The sequence below is a fragment of the Photobacterium kasasachensis genome (assembly GCF_050336885.1).
Classification (GTDB): domain Bacteria; phylum Pseudomonadota; class Gammaproteobacteria; order Enterobacterales; family Vibrionaceae; genus Photobacterium; species Photobacterium kasasachensis.
Genome location: NZ_JAKJSH010000017.1, coordinates 62,011 through 80,053 on the forward strand (window position 1 = coordinate 62,011; position 18,043 = coordinate 80,053).

Below are 18,043 nucleotides of genomic sequence, written 5' to 3' on the forward strand. Positions count from 1 at the left end.
TGGATTTCAAACGACTCGGCATTTAAGGCTCAACCATGTGGACTCTCAGTTCCTCACCGTTATCAGACGCCATGGTAATCCTACAACTGGCTCTGCTTTCAATCTGATCAAGCTGCTCACTTTCCAGGGCATACGGCAAAGTAATCAATAATTCATCAATCTGTTCAGCTCGTGCCAAGCGCAGCAAACGGATCAAATTATTCGAATCACTGGTATTGGTTGACAGCACTTTTAATGCCTGCATCTGTAATTTTTCTGACTCGGTTAATTCTTTTGGCAATGAAGATGTCCATGAAATTTCAAATGCCGGAATTAACGCCTTTAATGCATCACTAAAAGTCATCCTATGTTTACAAGATGCAGATAAAAACGATGTGTAATCAAACACGACGTTACTATTTTTTGAGATTTCAACTGATGTTTCCATAATCATCCTTAAAAGAAACATAACCACTGTTGTTACGACTCAGTGTGACGATTGGCATCTACTTGTAACCGTATTCAACTATACGACTAACTTGTTTCTGAGGAATTGTTTATTTTTCAAAATTTGCGTCTGATCTTACTTTTATAGCCTAAAAACCAATATTAAAATACCTATCAAACAATTGATTAACATCAACAAAACTTTCAAAACACATGCTTCACGTTGCTGAAATATTGACCTAACCTACAATTTTCTTCACTTTCTTTCGCGAAACCGCATAACAAGCACAAACAAAGCAACACAGACAAAACATATGATTAACAATTAATGTTCTGTCTATTATTACTTTGCTTAATATAATTTGATGCTAACAAGAGTTTATTCCCTGCAAGCATCCATATAGTTGTGTTATCTAGGAAAATTGTTGAGGCGCAGAAATAACAACCACACCATTTTCTGACACGTGAAATCGTTCTTTATCTTGCTTTTTATTTACACCAATTATGGTACCTGGAGGAATATTAACATTTTTGTCTATAATACAATTTTCAAGGTGTGAGTCAGCCCCAATGGTAACGCCTTCAAATAAAATACTGTTTATCACCACTGCTGAATTTTCGATTGTAACCTTTGGAAATAATATTGAATTTTGTGCTGAACCGCCGGATATAACGACGCCACTAGAGATAATCGAATTAATAAAAATACCCTCGTTACCAGCCGCCGATGAAACGGTACGTGCCGGAGGTAGCTGAGGCTCGTAAGTGCGGATCGGCCAGTCTTGCTGATACAACTGCAATGGAGGCTGTACCTTTAGCAGATCCATATTTGATTGATAATACGCATCTATAGTGCCGACATCACGCCAGTAGGCGTCCTGGCTTACACGTCCCTCTTCCCCACCAAACTGATATGCAAAGACACTTTGATTGTCGATTAGCCCCGGAATGATATCTTTACCAAAATCATGACTAGAATGCGGGTTGATAGCATCACTCTCTAACGTACTGATCAGAGCATCAATCGAAAAGATATAAATCCCCATAGAAACTAGGCTGGAATCCGGTTTATTAGGAATGGCTGCCGGAGTCTCAGGTTTCTCGGAAAACTGTGTTACCTGGTATTGTTCATCCACCGCCATCACGCCGAAAGCACTCGCCTCTTCTTTGGGTACTTCCATACAGGCGACTGTCAGCTCGGCGCCTGATTCTTTATGGTGCTTCAGCATTGGGGCATAGTCCATGCGATAGATATGATCACCGGAGAGCACAACAACATACTTGGCAGCACTTCGCGAAAGCAAGTACAAGTTCTGGTAAATAGCATCGGCTGTCCCCTGATACCAGCTATCACCGGTGCGCATCTGTGGCGGCACTGCAGTAATATACTCACCCAGCTCAGGATTGAAAATTGACCAACCATCACGGAGGTGTTTTTGAAGTGAATGGGACTTGTATTGTGTCAGAACCAGAATCTGCCTTAGCCCCGAATGCAGACAGTTCGCCAGGGTAAAGTCGATAATCCGATACTTACCGCCAAAAGGTACCGCAGGTTTTGCGTGATTATCTGTAAGCGGTGACAAGCGTTTCCCTTCTCCACCAGCCAGAATAACTGTTATGGTCTCATCTTTCATCGGATATCCCCTTTTTAGTTTGGCTTGAAACATTATCAGCAAGGATCAAGCCAGTATTTGAATCCTCCTCGACTTAACCACAACCTTTCTCCCCTCCTGCTCCAGTTCCGTTTATGGCGGATACACGGCAAACAAGCACGTTATTACTTTGCACCATTACTGGGATGACAATAGTGCATTGCACTTAATTGGAGCGCTATGAGTTGAGTAAGATAGAGCAAAGCTCTTTGCATCATGATGATCCAGAGGCTGAATTTGAGTTGGTATTGGTACCGTGGCGCTTATGGACGTTCACCGCTCACCAGGCTGCTGACTTGTTCCTCACAAGCAAAGGGGATGGCTTTGACCATCCCCTTTACGTTAATTCAACCTGTGCTGAGCTCTATCGTCGGTCATCCGACATTACATCATCTTCAATATGCCGGTAGTCACCTTTCTCCTGCTGCTCCCACCTTGCATCAAGCGATGCCAGCTCCTTTTTCATTTGAGATAGCTCGCGCTCCATATAAGAAATATTCCGAATCAGCATTTTTCTTTCCATAATCTATTCCCTATGAAATTAGGCTCATTATGACAATATCAATTTGAATGGATCAAAACGCGGCTATCTATTCAAGAATCTTTTTTTGCACTGATTAAAAAACTAGCATTCAGTATCGGTTAAGTATTGTATCAATTTGAAATTTTGCCAGTTTAAAACACCTTTCCCAGAAAGATAAAAACCCGCAACGATGACAGTCACGGGCTTTCCGTTTATAGGTTTTCTATACGCAGAGGAACAAGTAACCTACACCTTGAATTGGTTTATCGCCTTCTGTAGCTCACCGTTATTATGATTAAGCTGCTGAGTTTCACTCACGGCAACCTCCATCTGGGCACTGGTTTCATCGGCCATATCATTAACACGATTCACATTGCGACCGATTTCCTGGACCACTTCGGTCTGTTCGGAGGTCGCGCAGGCAATTTGCTCTGTCTGTGCCTGGATGTTTGAAATGGCGCTCATAATTTGATCCAGTACCTCACCGACGTTTCGTGACTCCGTGGTTGTCTGCTCAGCCTGAGTTCGATTACGCCCCATCACAGAAGCCACGTTTTGAGTATTAGACTGCAATTGCTCGATGATTTTCCGAATATCAACCGTCGACTGCTGCGTCTTGCTGGCAAGGCTGCGTACCTCATCGGCAACAACGGCAAAACCCCGGCCATATTCACCCGCACGGGCCGCCTCAATCGCCGCGTTCAACGCCAGCAAATTCGTCTGGTCGGCAATATCACTGATAACACCTAGAACCTGACCAATTTGATCAGCGTCATGACGAAGATTCAGTACGAGTTCTTCGGCATTGAAGATCTCTTCCGACAACAGTTCTACATTCCTGATAGCCGACAGCACTGTGCTATGGCTTGTAGAGACCAGCCCTTCAGCATCTTGGGTCATGGTACGCGTTTGCTCGGCGTTTGCGGAAATCTCACGAACGGCGTGCCCCATTTCAGTAGCGGCGGTAGCAATCTGGTCCAACTCATCTTTTTGCACCTGAACAGCATCATTGGTTGCCTTGATAGTCTGTTCCATCCCGCGACTGTTCTGCTCTACATGACCGGCTAATTCACGGCTATGTTTAATCAAACCTTGGATCTTGCTGGCAAAATCATTAAATGCCACAGCAACGCGGCCAATTTCATCTTCACGCTCCATGCTCAGACGCTGGGTTAAGTCACCGTCACCATGAGCTATATCCCGCATAGCCATCGCCGCTTGATTCAGTGGAGCCAAAGATTTCATGCAGAACAAGCCCAACGCACCCGCCAGCACCACTACGCCCAATACTGCGAATATAATTGCTTGCATTCTGGCGGCACTGACCGGTTCTTCGACCATAGACATAGGCACCATCAGAGCAAGTTTCCAGTCCATTTTCGGGTAGTCAAGAGCAATATCCTGAATGGCCACCAGCTGCTTGTGTCCCTGCCACTCGACTTCCGAGAACCAGGTGGACGTATTGTGTTCAGCCAGGCGCAACTGTGAGAACCCTGCATTTTCTCGATCAAGCTTTTCTAACGTGAGTTCCTTAATTTGCTCTGTGTCCATACCGGAGAAAAGCAGCACATCGCCATTTCCGTTAAACAGGAAAGGCGTTCCTTGACCTAAATAACGCGTTTCATCCAACAGGGCTTTTTGCAAAGCGGTAATCTTTATATCGGCACCACCAATGAATTTTAATTCACCTGACTCATCATAAATAGGCATATAAATAGCACCATTTAGATTACCGTTTCGCACATCGATCGCCGTTGTCAACCAGGGACCTTTATTATTTAGCGTTGTTTTCCACCATGGCCGCTGTTTTAAATCAACACTTGGATCAAAATATCGCCCAGAGGAATCAAAATACTCTCCCGTTTTATCCAAAGAGAAAAACAAGCTGAATAAATTAGAGTCAACTTCATTCATCCTGTTTATGTATTTCAAGATTGAACTGTATTCCTTTGAATCCAATAATTCTTCATGGTCATTTCTTTGCTCAATAAAATTCTGCAAATCTGGACCATTAAGAAATGTATCTACAATAGCTTGATATTTAAGGATATAACCTTTTGCAAACTGAGCTTTCTCACTCACTTGTGTCGCCAGCCCGTTGCGAATATTTGTTTGTGTTAAGTCTGAAATTTTATTCACCGCCATCCAGGTACCAATTGATGCAATGAGTAAGACCAACAACGAAACACCCGTTATTATTTTCTTAACAAGAGATAAACTTGCCATTTCTAAGCCTTCACCTTCAAAATAAATAGCCGAAAAACATCTAAGGAGCATGCCGCGTATAATTGTTAGGGAAAAGGTTGAAGATATGTAATTATTAATCCCCTAACAATTACAAAGAATACTAACAGTAAATCCATAAATACCAATTAGCTATCCGAATAAGAATGAGTGCTTATTTATTGAAATTATGATCAACATCACGAACAATAATGTCACAGTTATTTATCAGCTTTTCCTGACGCATTGGAATGCTTTCCTATGCACATTCAGTTTGTTCTTTCTGCCGCTAAGAAAACGTGTGATAGAGGAGAAATAATGATAGCGCTCACACCGAAGTTCTCATAAAATGCCCCTGTTTGGGGAGTAGTCACCAATTGTTCGCCTGTCGTCATCCCGAAGCATCATGCTTCCGGCAGTCGAGAATGGATTTGCTTGTTATTTCATGACATTTAGCACCATTCTGACGAGACCAACGCCATTATTTATGCACACTTGTGCTGTGTTGTAATGCGCGGAAGGTCAGGCTTTTCTTACGTCACCCGATCCTTCCGCGCGCATTCGGAAGGAGAAAACCATGAGCCTTTTTAGCTATGAAGGGTTCGCTGTTCTAACTGTCATCATGCTGGCGCTGGACTTGTACCAAACCCGTGGCGGTAAGGTCACTATCAAAAAGGCCGCTATCTGGAGCCTATTCTGGGTTGCACTCGCTTTGGCCTTTAATGTTGTGCTCTATCTGTATTGGCAGCAAATGGCCCCAAACAGTAGTTATACCAACAGTGAGGCTGCAACGGCTTTTCTGACAGGCTATCTATTGGAAAAGTCGCTCAGTGTCGACAACCTGTTCGTATTTGCCCTGATCTTCGGTCAGTTTGCCGTCCCTGAAGCGATTCGTCCCCGGGTACTGATGCTTGGCGTGGTCGGCGCACTAATCCTTCGCGGGATCATGATTGCAGTCGGTGCCGAGCTATTAACCCAGTTCCACTGGGTACTCTATGTGTTTGCTGCATTCCTGCTATATACGGGCTATAAATTATGGCGCGAAGATGACGACGAGCAAGAAGACTTCTCGGATTCGGCACCAGTTAGGCTGGTTAAGAAATGCTTCCGGGTAAGTGATAACTATCAGGGTACGAAAATCCTTGTCAGGGATAACAAAGGTTGGATAGCGACACCGCTAATGATTGTTATCGCCGTTATTGCACTGACAGATGTTATGTTTGCTCTGGATTCGATCCCGGCGATCTTTGCGGTAACCAAGGAGCCATTTCTGGTATTAACTGCAAACGTGTTTGCCCTGCTCGGCCTGCGTTCATTGTACTTTGTTCTAGAAGGTATGCTGACACGGTTTTGTTACCTGCGTCCGGCGCTTGCTTTCATCCTCAGCTTTATTGGTATCAAAATGCTGTTGATGGAAACAAGCTGGGCTATCCCAACACCTGTTTCGTTGTTTGTCATCATTCTGACAATATCAACAGCGATAATTGGCTCGCTATGGAAAACACGAACCGCGACGGCTTCGTAATAAGAGACTAGCTAGGGCACACAATAAAGCCTGAACTCAATAAGGGGTCAGGCTTTTTCCTTACTTTTCCCTGGTCAACTCAGGCTAACTAATACCTGAAGTCTTTCAAGGTGATATATTGCGGCTCGACACTCTTCTCTCCGGGACGATCATAGCCATAAATATCCTCACGTAACTGGAGCTGCTCATTTTCATCAACCCAGGCTGTCAGATACATGAAGTCAACATTTACCCTTCGTGCCAGACTCACCGTGTCTTGTTGTTCATCGCTAACCATCTGGTGGTAAGGCGCAATTCCTTCACGACGTTGATGCTGCAAGATTAACTCTGCCAGTTCATCGGCTTTCTCTACTCTTACGCAACCGGAACTAAAATTGCGCCTTTTCTTGTTAAACAGGCTTCGTGCGGGCGTATCATGCAAAAACACGGAGTAGTCATTAGGCATCAGAAATTTCACCTTTCCCAATGCATTGGCCGGTCCTGGCCCTTGCTGAAACTCGTAGGGGAAGGTTTCAGGATCCACCGTGCTCCACTCGATCTGCTCTGGCAAGATAACGCTGCGATCTCGCCAGCTTTTGACTATCTTTAAGTTCTTCTCAGCCAGGTAATTGACTGATTCTTTCACCTTCGGAATGACATCTTCCTGCTTAATGGTCGTGGGCACATTCCAGTAAGGGTTAACGACCATGGTATTAAGCGAGGATGAAAACAAATATGTTGGCCGACTTGTTCTGCCTACGATCACCTTGGATTCGAAAAGCACCTGGTCTTGCTGAGTCATCCTTAACATATAGTCCGGTATATTAACTTGAATTAACGGCTTGTCCGCCGCTTTGGTTCCGAAACGGCTTCGCTGTAAATTCAAGGCAATTACCCGGGCAACCTCTGAATAAGGCAAGGCAAGCTGTCTCGCTGTCGCCGGACCGATAACACCATCATCTTCGAGCCCATTCCGACGCTGGAACGCTTTAATAGCATAGGTGACCTCTCCTGTATTCCTGACCTCCTCATGATCACTCAGTACCTCATAATCAATTTGGCTAATATCGCCATAGCTATAGAGCACATCAAGCAACAAATGACCTTGAATGATGGGTTGATCCTCTTTGATCAAACGCTTGTTCCCGGTGAAATTCAATTGGTGAGGAGTCTGGCTACGAAGCCGCTCAGCAAGTGCAACCGAGCGTTCGAAGCGCTTGATTTGAGGACGAAGACGATTGAGCTCACCCTTTATCGATGCAGCAGATAGTGAATGATGTCGCTCAATAGATATGCCCGTAGGAACCGTTAAGTAATGGTGCTTGAACAGCAAACCAGGGTTAGCTTGTATCTGGGCAATGATTGCCTGATAGATCAACAGAGAATCCGTGGCAAGAAGATCAAAGCTTCGTAGTTCACGGCGTTGAGCAAGACTTTCAAGTTCGTAAAGACGCTTATCCAGCCCCGGAACCAGGTCGGCATAAACCAATGACTTTAACTGAACCAAGAGTTCTTGACGTGATGCGTCGTCTGCCCAAATTGGAAAGTAGTCATTTTCCTCATAGATTGTTGCAACAGCAGCAGGGAAGCAGACGTTGTAGGCATAATGATTAGACTGGATGGAATCCCGACATAGCTGATTTTGACTGGTTAATTCGTACTTATTAAGCAGCTGCCAATCTAACTGACTGCGAGAAGCCTGAGTTTGACCGGTTAGACTTTCGCCTGCTTGGCTTTGAACGGCCATCACCACTGGGCTGGTTACCATCATAAGGGAAAGCAAGCTAAATCCAAGTCGAGCTGTCCGAATCATTTTGAACATTATATACAGTCCTTAGTTTAAGGAAGAATGCGCTTAATGCTCTCAGTCCATGATTGCTTTAATCATTTATATCACCAGTCTAATTACGACATCCTATATAATTAGCCTGTATGTTAAAATTTAGTCAATAAAATCACATCATGACAAGTTTATAGTGTTCCCACCTTCGAGATTAATAATTATTTCTATTAAATATCAATAATTTACCATGAAAGACGACTTTATTGATTTACTTTGATTACTAGCACTATTTTATTATTACTCATATGACCAATAGTAATTTTTAACTAATTATTGCCATTCATTTCTGTTACAAAAAGGCTCATTAGTATTAAATACGGTTTATATGACACAGATTTTTTATTTATTTTTCCCTGTTCATTTAAAAAATAACAACCAGTACGAGGTAGCTTGGGTATAAGTTAATTTGTGACCATTGAACGCGGATTTCCATTTTGCAAAAACAAACTTTTCAGACTTTCACTTCAGGAAATAACTCAAAAACGGTAGTGTGGTAACCATAAGTTTCAAATGGGTATATGTTATGACCATTCAGGCAAAACTCCACCAAATCGTTACCGATCCTACACTGACACCAAAGCAGAAATCTTCCTATCTGGCTTTGGAGGCCGATGCCAGTCTTCCCAATGTTCCAGTTACTTACGCAGTTAAGGCCGCAATGGATGAAGGCATCATCTGTGATATGTTCGAAGGCAACGCGCCGTTCAAACCTCGTTATGTTTTGCCTGATTATGCTAAGTTCCTTCAACAAGGTTCTCGATATTTAGAGCTATCGGCACCTAAAGATCTCGATGAAGCACTCAATGCCCTGACAATTCTCTACCACCATGTTCCATCAGTGACCAACATTCCGGTTTACCTCGGGCAACTTGATGACATATTGATGCCCTTTGCCGAGGGAGTCGATGAAGACACCCTTTATCGGAAACTAAAGCTATTTTGGATCATGCTCGATCGCACCCTACCCGATGCCTTCATGCATGTAAATATCGGCCCCACAGACAATATCGTTTGCCGGACTATTCTGCGCATTGATGCCGAGCTAAAACAGGTAGCCCCGAATTTAACCTTTATGTACGACCCGTCAGTTACACCTGACGAGCTACTGCGAATTGCAACAAAGAATATCTGCGAATGCAGCAAGCCACATATCGCTAATTATCCGGTACATGCCAATGCCTATGACGATAAAGGGTTTGGCATTGTAAGCTGCTACAACTCGCTCCCGCTGGCTGGTGGTGCCAATACTCTCGTTCGAATGAACTTGAAAGAAATCGCCCTCAAAGCGCAGAGCAAAGAAGACTTTTTCTCAGAAGTGCTGCCTCACTACGCTTCTCTTATGTATGAGCTGATTGAGGCCCGCTCGACATTCTTGCACCAAGACTCTCACTTCTTTGACAGTTTCCTGGTCGAAGAGCAGCTAATCGATGAATCCCGATTCACCCCTATGTTCGGAATATACGGTATGGCCGAGGCCGTTAATATTTTACTAGAGAAAGAACAGGCACAGGCGAGCTATGGCCATGACGAAGTGGCCAACCAGCTTGGTTATCAGATTTCATCAGCACTGAATAAGATCGTCAAAACAACGCCAGTGACATACGGCTACAATGATCGCGCGCTGCTACACGCTCAAGGTGGGATCAGTTTGGATCTTGATGTCACACCGGGAGTCCGCATACCTTACGGCACAGAGCCGGATCCTGTCAGCCATATTCAGGCTCTGGCCGAACACCACCAGTATTACACATCCGGTATCAGCGATATTATCACTATCGATGAAACGGTGAAGTCCAACCCCGAGGCAATGTACCAACTTTGTAAGGGCGCACTTGGCCTGGGGATGCGTGAGTTTACCGCCAACGTTGATTCGAACGATTTAATTCGAGTAACAGGCTATATGATCAAACTTTCGGATATTGCCAAGTTCAAAGAAAACGGCTCGCGCACCAACACCACCGGTCTTGGCGCAGAGGCAGCCAGCAATACTGGCATCTTAAACCGAAAACCAAGAGTTGTTTCGCATGAACAGTCGCCTTACTACTGCAACGGTCAGTAAAATACTACCCTTCTCTTGCGTTGACGGGCCTGGCAACAGGCTCGTCATTTTCCTGCAGGGCTGTAACTTCGATTGCAAGAATTGCCATAACCCGCATACTATCGGGCTGTGTGACCATTGCGGCGACTGTATCGAGCATTGCCCAGCCAATGCGCTTAGCATGGTTGCAGGCGCAAAAGGTAAAAACCAAATTCGCTGGAATGCCTATGCCTGCACCCATTGTGATACCTGCCTTGCTGTCTGCCCTAACCAGTCGAGCCCGAAAACACAGCAGTATACCGTTGATGATATGCTGGCGGTCATCCGCAAAAATAGCCTGTTCATTACCGGTATTACGGTTACAGGCGGCGAGGCGACCTTACAGCTTAATTTCATCATTGAGCTTTTTCAGGCGATAAAATCGAATTCGGATCTTCAGCATCTAAGCTGCATGATTGACAGTAATGGCAGCCTGAGCGAAACCGGGTGGAAAAAAGTTATCCCATATATTGATGGTGCGATGATCGACTTGAAGGCCTGGCAGGAAGAGACTCACCGCTGGATAACCGGCCGTGATAATCACAGGGTATTTCAGTCCATCCACTTGCTTAGTCATCACAACAAACTGCACGAGCTTCGGTTATTAGTCATTCCGACAATTACCGACTTCGAATCAGAAATTGCTGCGCTGGCTGACTATCTCGTTATGTTACCTGATGAGAATACCCGCATCCGCCTCAATGCCTTCCAGCATCATGGCGTAACGGGCGAAGCACTAAGTTGGCCCACATGTAGCAAAGAAGAGATAACTGCATTTGCCGAGCAACTTACCCAGTTAAGCGTGAGAAATGTGGTTTTGCCACCGCTGATGGGCACATAAAGCTATTCGGAATTGACTATGCAATGCCAACAATTGTTGGCATATATAATTCTGATTTATTTAATATCCACAAATAACAATAAACTTATCTACTCCTGAGGCCTAGCTCCAACTAACCAATTGAATCTTGGTATTTCCTAGATACTTAAAGGTTACGTTAACTAAGCCACCTGAATTGTTAAGAGCGACTAGTGCATCACAGTCTGTTCCAGACCCACACTCGAAATTCTTACCCAAGAAGTAATAGTTTCCATCAGTTTTTGTAAACGTTGAGTTCAACATTTCTATTCCGTTAAACTCATAAGACGTACCTACCTGATCTTCAGTTGAAGATAGAATCTCAATATGCTGGTATTTTTGAGAAGAGGCATCCGCTGGCGGATTATCAATATTTGTAATTTTTACTTTAACCTCGTACAAGGTGCCCCAACTATAAGAGAAGCCTGCAATGTCATCATAAAACAACTCGAACACATCGCTACCTAATGCCTTTGTTCTCATACATAATTGCTGAAACATGCTCTGGCAAGTACTTTGATAAGAATCTATGGTAAGCACTTTTTCCGTTCCCTGAGAACTTTCTGAAGAACAGCTACAAATACCAATCAACAGCATAATTGCAATAATATTTCTGTACATAAATAATCCTTAGATATAGCACCTTGCATGAAAGTTGACTCAATAAATACCAACTACTTGAGATAAGCTTGCTAAGTGTAACAAACAAATATCCGTGTATTTTTTCAGCTCAGTAATGCCTTATAGTTGGTTTATTGTTAACTTCACACACACCCCTGATATTCTTCAGTGCTTAGTTCTTTGAGTAGCTCTACAGTGCCGTTTTTATGTACTTGGATTAAGTTTTCACCACGTGTACCACACAAATTATCCCACTCAATAATGACTTTATAACCAATTTCATTTTTCTCATAGTATTTAGCATTAGCGTATCCAACTGACAGTAAATAAGATAACTCAGCTTCAGTATCAACTTCACCAAAGAAACTGATAAGATCAGTGTTTGACTCAATAAGAGTAACTTGAGTACCTAAAATAGCAACACCGTAAATCGGGCAGTACATAGGAGCACATCGACTGTCAAACCCATAATTGGTGTCAGCCTCTGCTAGTAAATTAACTTGTTCAGTGGATAAATTACTGTATATATCATCGTCAAATTTATTTAATACTATATCTTCACTACTTTCCTGGTGTGACATGTTACCTTGTCGAACCTCCCAGTAAGCATAGTTTTCATTTAAGGTAAAATCTGAAAGCTTATAACTTCCTGAAAACTCTGTAGAGGGGAGCTCATCGCCATTATCGCCATTACAACCAAACAAGCCTAAGCAAAGCAGTGATATTAAAGATATCTTACGCATCTTTCTTCCTTGTACAAATTCTAACATTTAAACTAAAGTCAGACATAACCTCACCAACATACCCCTAGCGGAACCATCACTCGACCATATGAAATACATCATACACTGGGCCATATACACAAGTTTGAATTTAGTTAATTCTTGTCAATAACATCAAACATTTGTCATCTAGTATGATGTACGAATGTTCTCATCCTTTGTCTTATCCAAAACATAAGACTGGTTCAAGAAAAGAGAACGAAACAAAAAGCCATGTTGCCTTTCTTAATTTATCGCACAACAAAATTGGTCAGCGCAAATCCGGATCCTTCTTCGCCTGTCGTCTGATAATAGTTATTAGGAAATGAGTATTTATCATCAAAATCTAGCTCGACTATCGTGCATGAACTGTTAGCCTCACAGGCTGCCAGCTTTTTATATAATGTATCTATTGAAGGTGCACTTTCTAGATCTAAGAGTGCTATTGGGTTTTGATCACCAATATAGTTAACATATATGACTTTGCTATCTTGGACTTGAATTTCCCATAGTCCTTTTAGTGGTGAAAAGCCTCTTTCCTCATAATGAAAACTATATGATGACACTGATGCTTCATTCCACTTCGACAATGAAATGTCACTCTTACTTTCTTGATGATTACTACCAGAAGAGTTACACCCTAATAGCAACAGCCAAATCAAAGATGCGGTTATACGTTTCACTGAATAAAATCCTTTTATTCCATAATCATTGATTGAACATTACACTCGGCAAACATTGTTCGAGTATCACTGTCAGCCAATGGTATAGCAAACCACGCTCATATAACCATGATTGATATCAGTGTTCTACAAAAAGATATAAAAAAGGCAGCTTATGCTGCCTTGATCAAACACTTTATCTTGTAAGCAAAAGTGGCATCACTCACCCTCCACCTCCCGGCAGCACTCCAGGATTTGTTCATACAGCCAGCGATGAGCGGGATCATTCATACTGGGCTGGTGCCACACCAAACTATATGACACCTCGCCATAATTGAACGGAAGAGGTTTGGTGATCAGGCCTTTTGCCTGCATCGCAGAACTCGCCCACCGCTTTGAACATGTGAACAACAGATCGCTATGATGGCACATTAGGGCCGCATTACCGAAATCGGCAACGGTAATGGCTACCCGGCGCTTGCGGTGCTGCTGCGCCAGTTGCATTTCAAAGAAAGGGACACTCAAATCATGATCCATGATGCTGACATGACCATAGCTGAGGTAGTCATCAATCGTTAATACCTGCTCCGCCAACGGGTGCGCCGGGTTCATCAGGCAAACCATCTCATCATCGATCAAGGTTTCCCACACCAGGTTATTCTGGGAGCTTGGCGGCTGACTGCGATCATGCGGCAACATAATGAAATCAAGCTGGCCTTTTGTCAGCCCCTCAAACCCCATGCTGTCCTTCGACCAGATTTCCAACCGTAGTTCCGGAGCCTGTGCCAGCACTCTGGCACTCAGCTTGGCAGCAAGCAGCTCAAAGGTACTTTCCCGCATCGCAAGAGAAAAGCGCCCTTCGTAACGGGACGGATCAAACGCTTCCTGAGTCAGCATCTGGTTCATCTCGTTGATCATCTGATGGACTGTTGGCCCTAACCGACGCGCCAGCGGCGTGGCCACAAGCTGATTACCATGGCGATAAAAGAGCTCGTCATTGAGACTTTCCCGGAGCTGCGTCAAGGTTTTGCTCACGGAGGAAGGACTCAGGCACAGACGTTCTGCACTGGCTGTTACGCTCAGCGTATCCAACATTACATGCAGCGTGACCAGGTGTTTCATACTGATTCGGGAAAGCTTAATCAAATCCATAGATAAACAAGGCTCAGAGACAAAAAAGCCAGCTGGTAACCCAGCTGGCATTTAGTAAATTCATGCTAGACGGTCATGTCTAACTCTAACGAAGGCCGTTCAGAAATTCCGCACGAGTCGCTGGGTTGCGCTTGAAAATACCACCTAGCGCAGTCGTAGTGGTCGAACTGGTTGCGTCCATAACACCGCGTGCTTTCACGCAATAATGCGTTGCGTCCATGGTAATCGCCACATCATCACTTTCCAGCAATGTCTGAAGAGCAACCAGAATCTGTTGCGTCATACGCTCCTGTACCTGCGGACGCTGGGCAAAGAAGCGGACAATACGATTGATCTTCGATAGGCCGATGATCTTTCCGCGAGGAATATAGGCCACTGTCGCCTTGCCGTCGATAGTTACCAGATGGTGCTCGCAGGTACTGGTCAGCGTAATATCTTTAACTCGAACCATCTCATCACAGTTCATCTTGTTTTCGATAACGGTGATTTTAGGGAAATTGGCATAATCCAGACCCGAGAAGACTTCATCCACATACATCTTGGCGATGCGCTGCGGCGTTTCCATCAGGCTGTCATCTGATAAGTCTAACGAAAGCAGCTCCAGGATCTCACGCATGTGATACTCAATTCGCTCTTTCTTCTCCTCGCGACTTACCACCTTGTCAGTCATAGGTGTCTCAAGTCCGCGTTCTTCAAGTGCCTGGCGCACCTTCAGTGCAGATTCACTTAATGCTGTCATTCTTTCCCTCCAACCGGCCTGGGCGTAATGCTGTTTAAATGCCCGAAATCAACTGCCAGCGATAATTCAGCCCGCAGGATACCTGTAAATGACACAAAATACACTACGAATTTACTAAGGTATTAGTGATGAACCGTTTTTTTTGTCATAATAATTCCTTATGCAAATCATAATAAGCTAATGACTTATAACGGATACCACTTATGGGATGTTGTGACGCGCCAGGCTTGATGCCTATTGAAACTGCTCTGACCAAGATTTTGGCAGAAGTTAAGCCACTGGAAACAGTACAAACTGTTTCGTTGTCTGAAGCGATGGGACAGGTGATCGCCGAAGATATTCTCTCTCCAATCAACGTACCGCCTTTTGCTAACTCAGCAATGGACGGCTATGCGCTACGCAGTGCTGACCTCGAAAAGTCTGACACTTTGACGATGACGGGTAAATCTTTTGCCGGTATCCCGTTTGAGGGTGTTTGCGGCGAAGGGCAATGTATCCGCATCATGACGGGTGCCCAAATGCCTGAAGGTGCCGATACGGTTATCATGCAGGAAGAAACCGAAGTCGACGGTGACGGTGACTCCATTCGATTTCTGATTAAGCCACCAGCCAACGATAACGTCCGCCCTATCGGTGATGACGTCCGTTTAGGTGATGTGGTTGTGTCCAAGGGTAATCGCGTAACTGCTCGCGAAATGCCATTGCTGGCTTCACTGGGCATTGCTACTGTCAGTGTTTACCGTCGCCCTAGCGTTGCGTTCTTTTCAACCGGTGACGAATTGCGTTCTGTCGGTGAGCCGCTTGAAGCCGGTCAGATCTATGACAGCAACCGCTATGGTATCCGTGCGCTGCTAGAAAAGTTTGGCTGCGATGTCATTGATCTTGGCATCATTCCGGATAACCCGGAAAAACTGCGTGAAGCCTTTGATGAAGCAACCAAAGCCGATGTACTGGTTACTTCTGGTGGCGTAAGTGTGGGTGAAGCTGACTACACCAAAGATATCCTCGACGAGCAAGGTGAAATTGGTTTCTGGAAAATTGCCATGAAACCGGGTAAACCTTTCGCCTTCGGCACTATTAAAGGCACTTGGTTCTGCGGACTGCCGGGTAACCCGGTTTCAGCTATGCTGACGCTCTATCAGCTAGTCCAGCCAATGATCGCCAAGCTTGCTGGCCACAGCCAGTATCAGCCTCCTCAGCGCCTGAAAGCCAAAGCGACAACAGTATTCAAAAAACGCCCAGGCCGAACTGATTTTCAACGTGGTATTTACCAAATCAGCCCTGAGGGCCAGATTGAAGTTGCCACAACGGGTAACCAAGGTTCGGGGGCTTTCAGCTCGATGCATCAGGCTAACTGTTTTGTTGTTCTCGAGCAGGAACGCGGTCGCGTCATGCCTGGCGAAGAGGTAACAATCGAGCTATTCAACCACACTATGTATTAACCTTTACCGAACAGGAACACACGGTGGTAGAACTAACCGATGCAGAAATGCTGCGTTACAACCGTCAAATCATTCTCAAGCAGTTTGATTTTGACGGTCAGGAAGCTTTAAAAGCTTCATCGATGTTGATCCTTGGTGCTGGCGGCCTCGGCTGTGCCTCTACCCAATACCTGGCCGCCGCCGGTGTCGGGAAGCTGACCTTGATCGACGACGACAAGGTCGAGGTATCGAACCTTCAGCGCCAGGTACTACATAACGACAGTACAGTGGGTTGCTTGAAGGTCGAATCTGCCAAGCAGGCGCTGGCAACTATCAACCCTAATACTCAGATTGATACAATTGCAAAACGTCTCGATGATGAGGAACTACTAGCCCTGATTGAGCAACATTCTATTGTTCTCGACTGCAGCGACAACGTAGCCACTCGCAACCAACTCAATCGTCTGTGCTTTCAGAGCAAAACACCTCTTGTCTCTGGTGCAGCGATTCGTATGGAAGGCCAGATCAGTGTCTACACCTATCACACTGACGAGCCTTGCTATCAGTGTCTGAGCGCCCTCTTCGGCGAGCAGGCTCTGAGCTGTGTGGAAGCCGGTATTATGTCGCCTGTTGTCGGCATTGTCGGCGCTGTTCAGGCGATGGAAGCAATAAAGGTCGTCTCGAACATGGGTCAGCCGCTCAGCGGGAAAATTCTGATGCTCGACGCTATGAGTATGAGCTGGCGGGAAATGAAGCTCAGCAGACAACCTCACTGTTCTGTATGTAGTGAATAGCCGCATAATGAAAAGGAAGCCGATGAGATGGCTTCCTTTTTCATTTATACGGTTAGCGTTTTATTGTTTGACTACTTGAACAAGTCAAATTTTGGTGTGATTCGTACTTCGATACGACGGTTCTCCTGTCGTCCCGATGCCTGCTCATTGCTTGCTATTGGGCTCCACTCACCTACGCCGAAACTGTTAACCCTCTTTGAATCAATTCCCTGCGAGATAAAAAACTCAGTCACCGCAAGTGCCCTGTCCTCTGACAACTGCTGGTTAAACTCAGCCGACCCCGTACTGTCAGTATGGCCGACAACAAAGATGGTAGACTTTTGGTTCTCCGACAAATAGTTCGAGATCTTTTCCAGTACGGCCAATCCGTTAGTCCTTACCTCTGAACTTCCATGACGAAAACTCTTATCACCGCTGAGAATTACAATCACTTGTTGCTCTTCTCTATTTACTTTACCTTCTTCGGCCGTAATAAAGTCCTCAAGCTGCTCCTGAGTCTTATTCAAAAAGGCATCAACTTTTCTTTGGGATACTTCATTTTGTCCACTCGACGCACAGCCAACCAGCAGTGCCGACATCAAAAACAAAATGGCAATTTTCGCTTTATGCATGAACCTAACCCTATCCAACTTATTCACTGGCAACTCTATCAAATCGCAAAGATCCTTCGTGGTCAGAAACAGTTATCATGGAGATACTTCACAACATATGTCGTTAATAACGCAAGAGTTTCAGAAGAATCGATAATGTACCCAACTAAGCGGCCGCTGACATTGTTATAAGTAA

General features: G+C 44.7%; 16 protein-coding genes. 5 read left to right on the forward strand and 11 right to left on the reverse strand.

The window, feature by feature from the left end:
- Positions 1–22: 22 nt before the first annotated feature.
- The 4 genes from L4D19_RS21860 to L4D19_RS21875 all read right to left on the reverse strand — a co-directional run bounded on the left by L4D19_RS21860 (position 23) and on the right by L4D19_RS21875 (position 4,827).
- On the reverse strand, positions 23–427 hold the full coding sequence (locus L4D19_RS21860) for a hypothetical protein (protein ID WP_075767333.1): 405 nt from the start codon (positions 425–427) through the stop codon (positions 23–25).
- 412 nt (positions 428–839) lie between these two features.
- The gene (gene glgC, locus L4D19_RS21865; RefSeq protein WP_428454237.1) at positions 840–2,060 is read right to left on the reverse strand and encodes a glucose-1-phosphate adenylyltransferase; all 1,221 of its coding nucleotides are present in this window, start codon (positions 2,058–2,060) and stop codon (positions 840–842) included.
- A gap of 382 nt (positions 2,061–2,442) precedes the next feature.
- Positions 2,443–2,601, reverse strand: coding sequence for a hypothetical protein (locus tag L4D19_RS21870; protein ID WP_160654743.1), 159 nt, complete (start codon positions 2,599–2,601; stop codon positions 2,443–2,445).
- 246 nt (positions 2,602–2,847) lie between these two features.
- Positions 2,848–4,827, reverse strand: a complete 1,980-nt coding sequence (locus tag L4D19_RS21875) for a methyl-accepting chemotaxis protein (protein ID WP_428454238.1) — start codon at positions 4,825–4,827, stop codon at positions 2,848–2,850.
- Between the two features lie 574 nt (positions 4,828–5,401).
- Here L4D19_RS21875 and L4D19_RS21880 point away from each other — a divergent pair.
- Positions 5,402–6,349, forward strand: a complete 948-nt coding sequence (locus L4D19_RS21880; RefSeq protein WP_428454239.1) for a TerC family protein — start codon at positions 5,402–5,404, stop codon at positions 6,347–6,349.
- A gap of 88 nt (positions 6,350–6,437) precedes the next feature.
- Here the strand turns inward: L4D19_RS21880 and L4D19_RS21885 are convergent, their stop codons facing one another.
- Positions 6,438–8,150, reverse strand: coding sequence for a L,D-transpeptidase family protein (locus L4D19_RS21885; RefSeq protein WP_428454240.1), 1,713 nt, complete (start codon positions 8,148–8,150; stop codon positions 6,438–6,440).
- 544 nt (positions 8,151–8,694) lie between these two features.
- Between L4D19_RS21885 and L4D19_RS21890 the strand changes: the two genes are divergently transcribed.
- Both L4D19_RS21890 and L4D19_RS21895 read left to right on the forward strand, forming a co-directional pair.
- Positions 8,695–10,230 carry a YjjI family glycine radical enzyme gene (locus L4D19_RS21890; protein ID WP_428454241.1) on the forward strand — a complete coding sequence of 512 codons (1,536 nt, stop codon included), beginning with the start codon at positions 8,695–8,697 and terminating at the stop codon, positions 10,228–10,230.
- The gene (locus tag L4D19_RS21895) at positions 10,196–11,089 is read left to right on the forward strand and encodes a YjjW family glycine radical enzyme activase (protein ID WP_428454242.1); all 894 of its coding nucleotides are present in this window, start codon (positions 10,196–10,198) and stop codon (positions 11,087–11,089) included. Before L4D19_RS21890 ends, L4D19_RS21895 begins: the two co-directional genes overlap by 35 nt.
- Positions 11,090–11,191: 102 nt before the next feature.
- Here L4D19_RS21895 and L4D19_RS21900 read toward each other — a convergent pair whose 3' ends face one another.
- The 5 genes from L4D19_RS21900 to folE form a co-directional block, all read right to left on the reverse strand.
- Positions 11,192–11,728 (reverse strand): DUF4377 domain-containing protein, encoded by a 537-nt coding sequence (locus tag L4D19_RS21900; protein WP_428454243.1) that lies wholly within the window; start codon positions 11,726–11,728, stop codon positions 11,192–11,194.
- A 143-nt stretch (positions 11,729–11,871) separates the two neighbouring features.
- Complete coding sequence (locus tag L4D19_RS21905) at positions 11,872–12,471, reverse strand: hypothetical protein (RefSeq protein ID WP_428454244.1); 600 nt, start codon at positions 12,469–12,471, stop codon at positions 11,872–11,874.
- A 269-nt stretch (positions 12,472–12,740) separates the two neighbouring features.
- Entirely contained in the window at positions 12,741–13,172 is a 432-nt protein-coding gene (locus L4D19_RS21910; RefSeq protein WP_428454245.1) for a DUF6174 domain-containing protein, read from the reverse strand.
- A gap of 198 nt (positions 13,173–13,370) precedes the next feature.
- Positions 13,371–14,303, reverse strand: a complete 933-nt coding sequence (locus L4D19_RS21915; RefSeq protein ID WP_428454246.1) for a LysR family transcriptional regulator — start codon at positions 14,301–14,303, stop codon at positions 13,371–13,373.
- An 85-nt stretch (positions 14,304–14,388) separates the two neighbouring features.
- Positions 14,389–15,042, reverse strand: coding sequence for a GTP cyclohydrolase I FolE (folE, locus tag L4D19_RS21920; RefSeq protein ID WP_160654719.1), 654 nt, complete (start codon positions 15,040–15,042; stop codon positions 14,389–14,391).
- A 203-nt stretch (positions 15,043–15,245) separates the two neighbouring features.
- Between folE and moeA the strand changes: the two genes are divergently transcribed.
- Complete coding sequence (gene moeA / locus L4D19_RS21925; protein ID WP_428454247.1) at positions 15,246–16,484, forward strand: molybdopterin molybdotransferase MoeA; 1,239 nt, start codon at positions 15,246–15,248, stop codon at positions 16,482–16,484.
- Between the two features lie 23 nt (positions 16,485–16,507).
- On the forward strand, positions 16,508–17,257 hold the full coding sequence (gene moeB, locus L4D19_RS21930) for a molybdopterin-synthase adenylyltransferase MoeB (RefSeq protein WP_428454248.1): 750 nt from the start codon (positions 16,508–16,510) through the stop codon (positions 17,255–17,257).
- A gap of 71 nt (positions 17,258–17,328) precedes the next feature.
- Here the strand turns inward: moeB and L4D19_RS21935 are convergent, their stop codons facing one another.
- Entirely contained in the window at positions 17,329–17,868 is a 540-nt protein-coding gene (locus L4D19_RS21935) for an OmpA family protein (protein ID WP_428454249.1), read from the reverse strand.
- Between the last annotated feature and the right edge of the window lie 175 nt (positions 17,869–18,043).

Bases quoted from the DNA above. Each gene is read 5' to 3' on its own strand.
- L4D19_RS21860 (WP_075767333.1), bottom strand. From the start codon at position 427: ATGGAAACATCAGTTGAAATCTCAAAAAATAGTAACGTCGTGTTTGAT.
- glgC (WP_428454237.1), bottom strand. From the start codon at position 2,060: ATGAAAGATGAGACCATAACAGTTATTCTGGCTGGTGGAGAAGGGAAA.
- L4D19_RS21870 (WP_160654743.1), bottom strand. From the start codon at position 2,601: ATGGAAAGAAAAATGCTGATTCGGAATATTTCTTATATGGAGCGCGAG.
- L4D19_RS21875 (WP_428454238.1), bottom strand. From the start codon at position 4,827: ATGGCAAGTTTATCTCTTGTTAAGAAAATAATAACGGGTGTTTCGTTG.
- L4D19_RS21880 (WP_428454239.1), top strand. From the start codon at position 5,402: ATGAGCCTTTTTAGCTATGAAGGGTTCGCTGTTCTAACTGTCATCATG.
- L4D19_RS21885 (WP_428454240.1), bottom strand. From the start codon at position 8,150: ATGTTCAAAATGATTCGGACAGCTCGACTTGGATTTAGCTTGCTTTCC.
- L4D19_RS21890 (WP_428454241.1), top strand. From the start codon at position 8,695: ATGACCATTCAGGCAAAACTCCACCAAATCGTTACCGATCCTACACTG.
- L4D19_RS21895 (WP_428454242.1), top strand. From the start codon at position 10,196: ATGAACAGTCGCCTTACTACTGCAACGGTCAGTAAAATACTACCCTTC.
- L4D19_RS21900 (WP_428454243.1), bottom strand. From the start codon at position 11,728: ATGTACAGAAATATTATTGCAATTATGCTGTTGATTGGTATTTGTAGC.
- L4D19_RS21905 (WP_428454244.1), bottom strand. From the start codon at position 12,471: ATGCGTAAGATATCTTTAATATCACTGCTTTGCTTAGGCTTGTTTGGT.
- L4D19_RS21915 (WP_428454246.1), bottom strand. From the start codon at position 14,303: ATGGATTTGATTAAGCTTTCCCGAATCAGTATGAAACACCTGGTCACG.
- folE (WP_160654719.1), bottom strand. From the start codon at position 15,042: ATGACAGCATTAAGTGAATCTGCACTGAAGGTGCGCCAGGCACTTGAA.
- moeA (WP_428454247.1), top strand. From the start codon at position 15,246: ATGGGATGTTGTGACGCGCCAGGCTTGATGCCTATTGAAACTGCTCTG.
- L4D19_RS21935 (WP_428454249.1), bottom strand. From the start codon at position 17,868: ATGCATAAAGCGAAAATTGCCATTTTGTTTTTGATGTCGGCACTGCTG.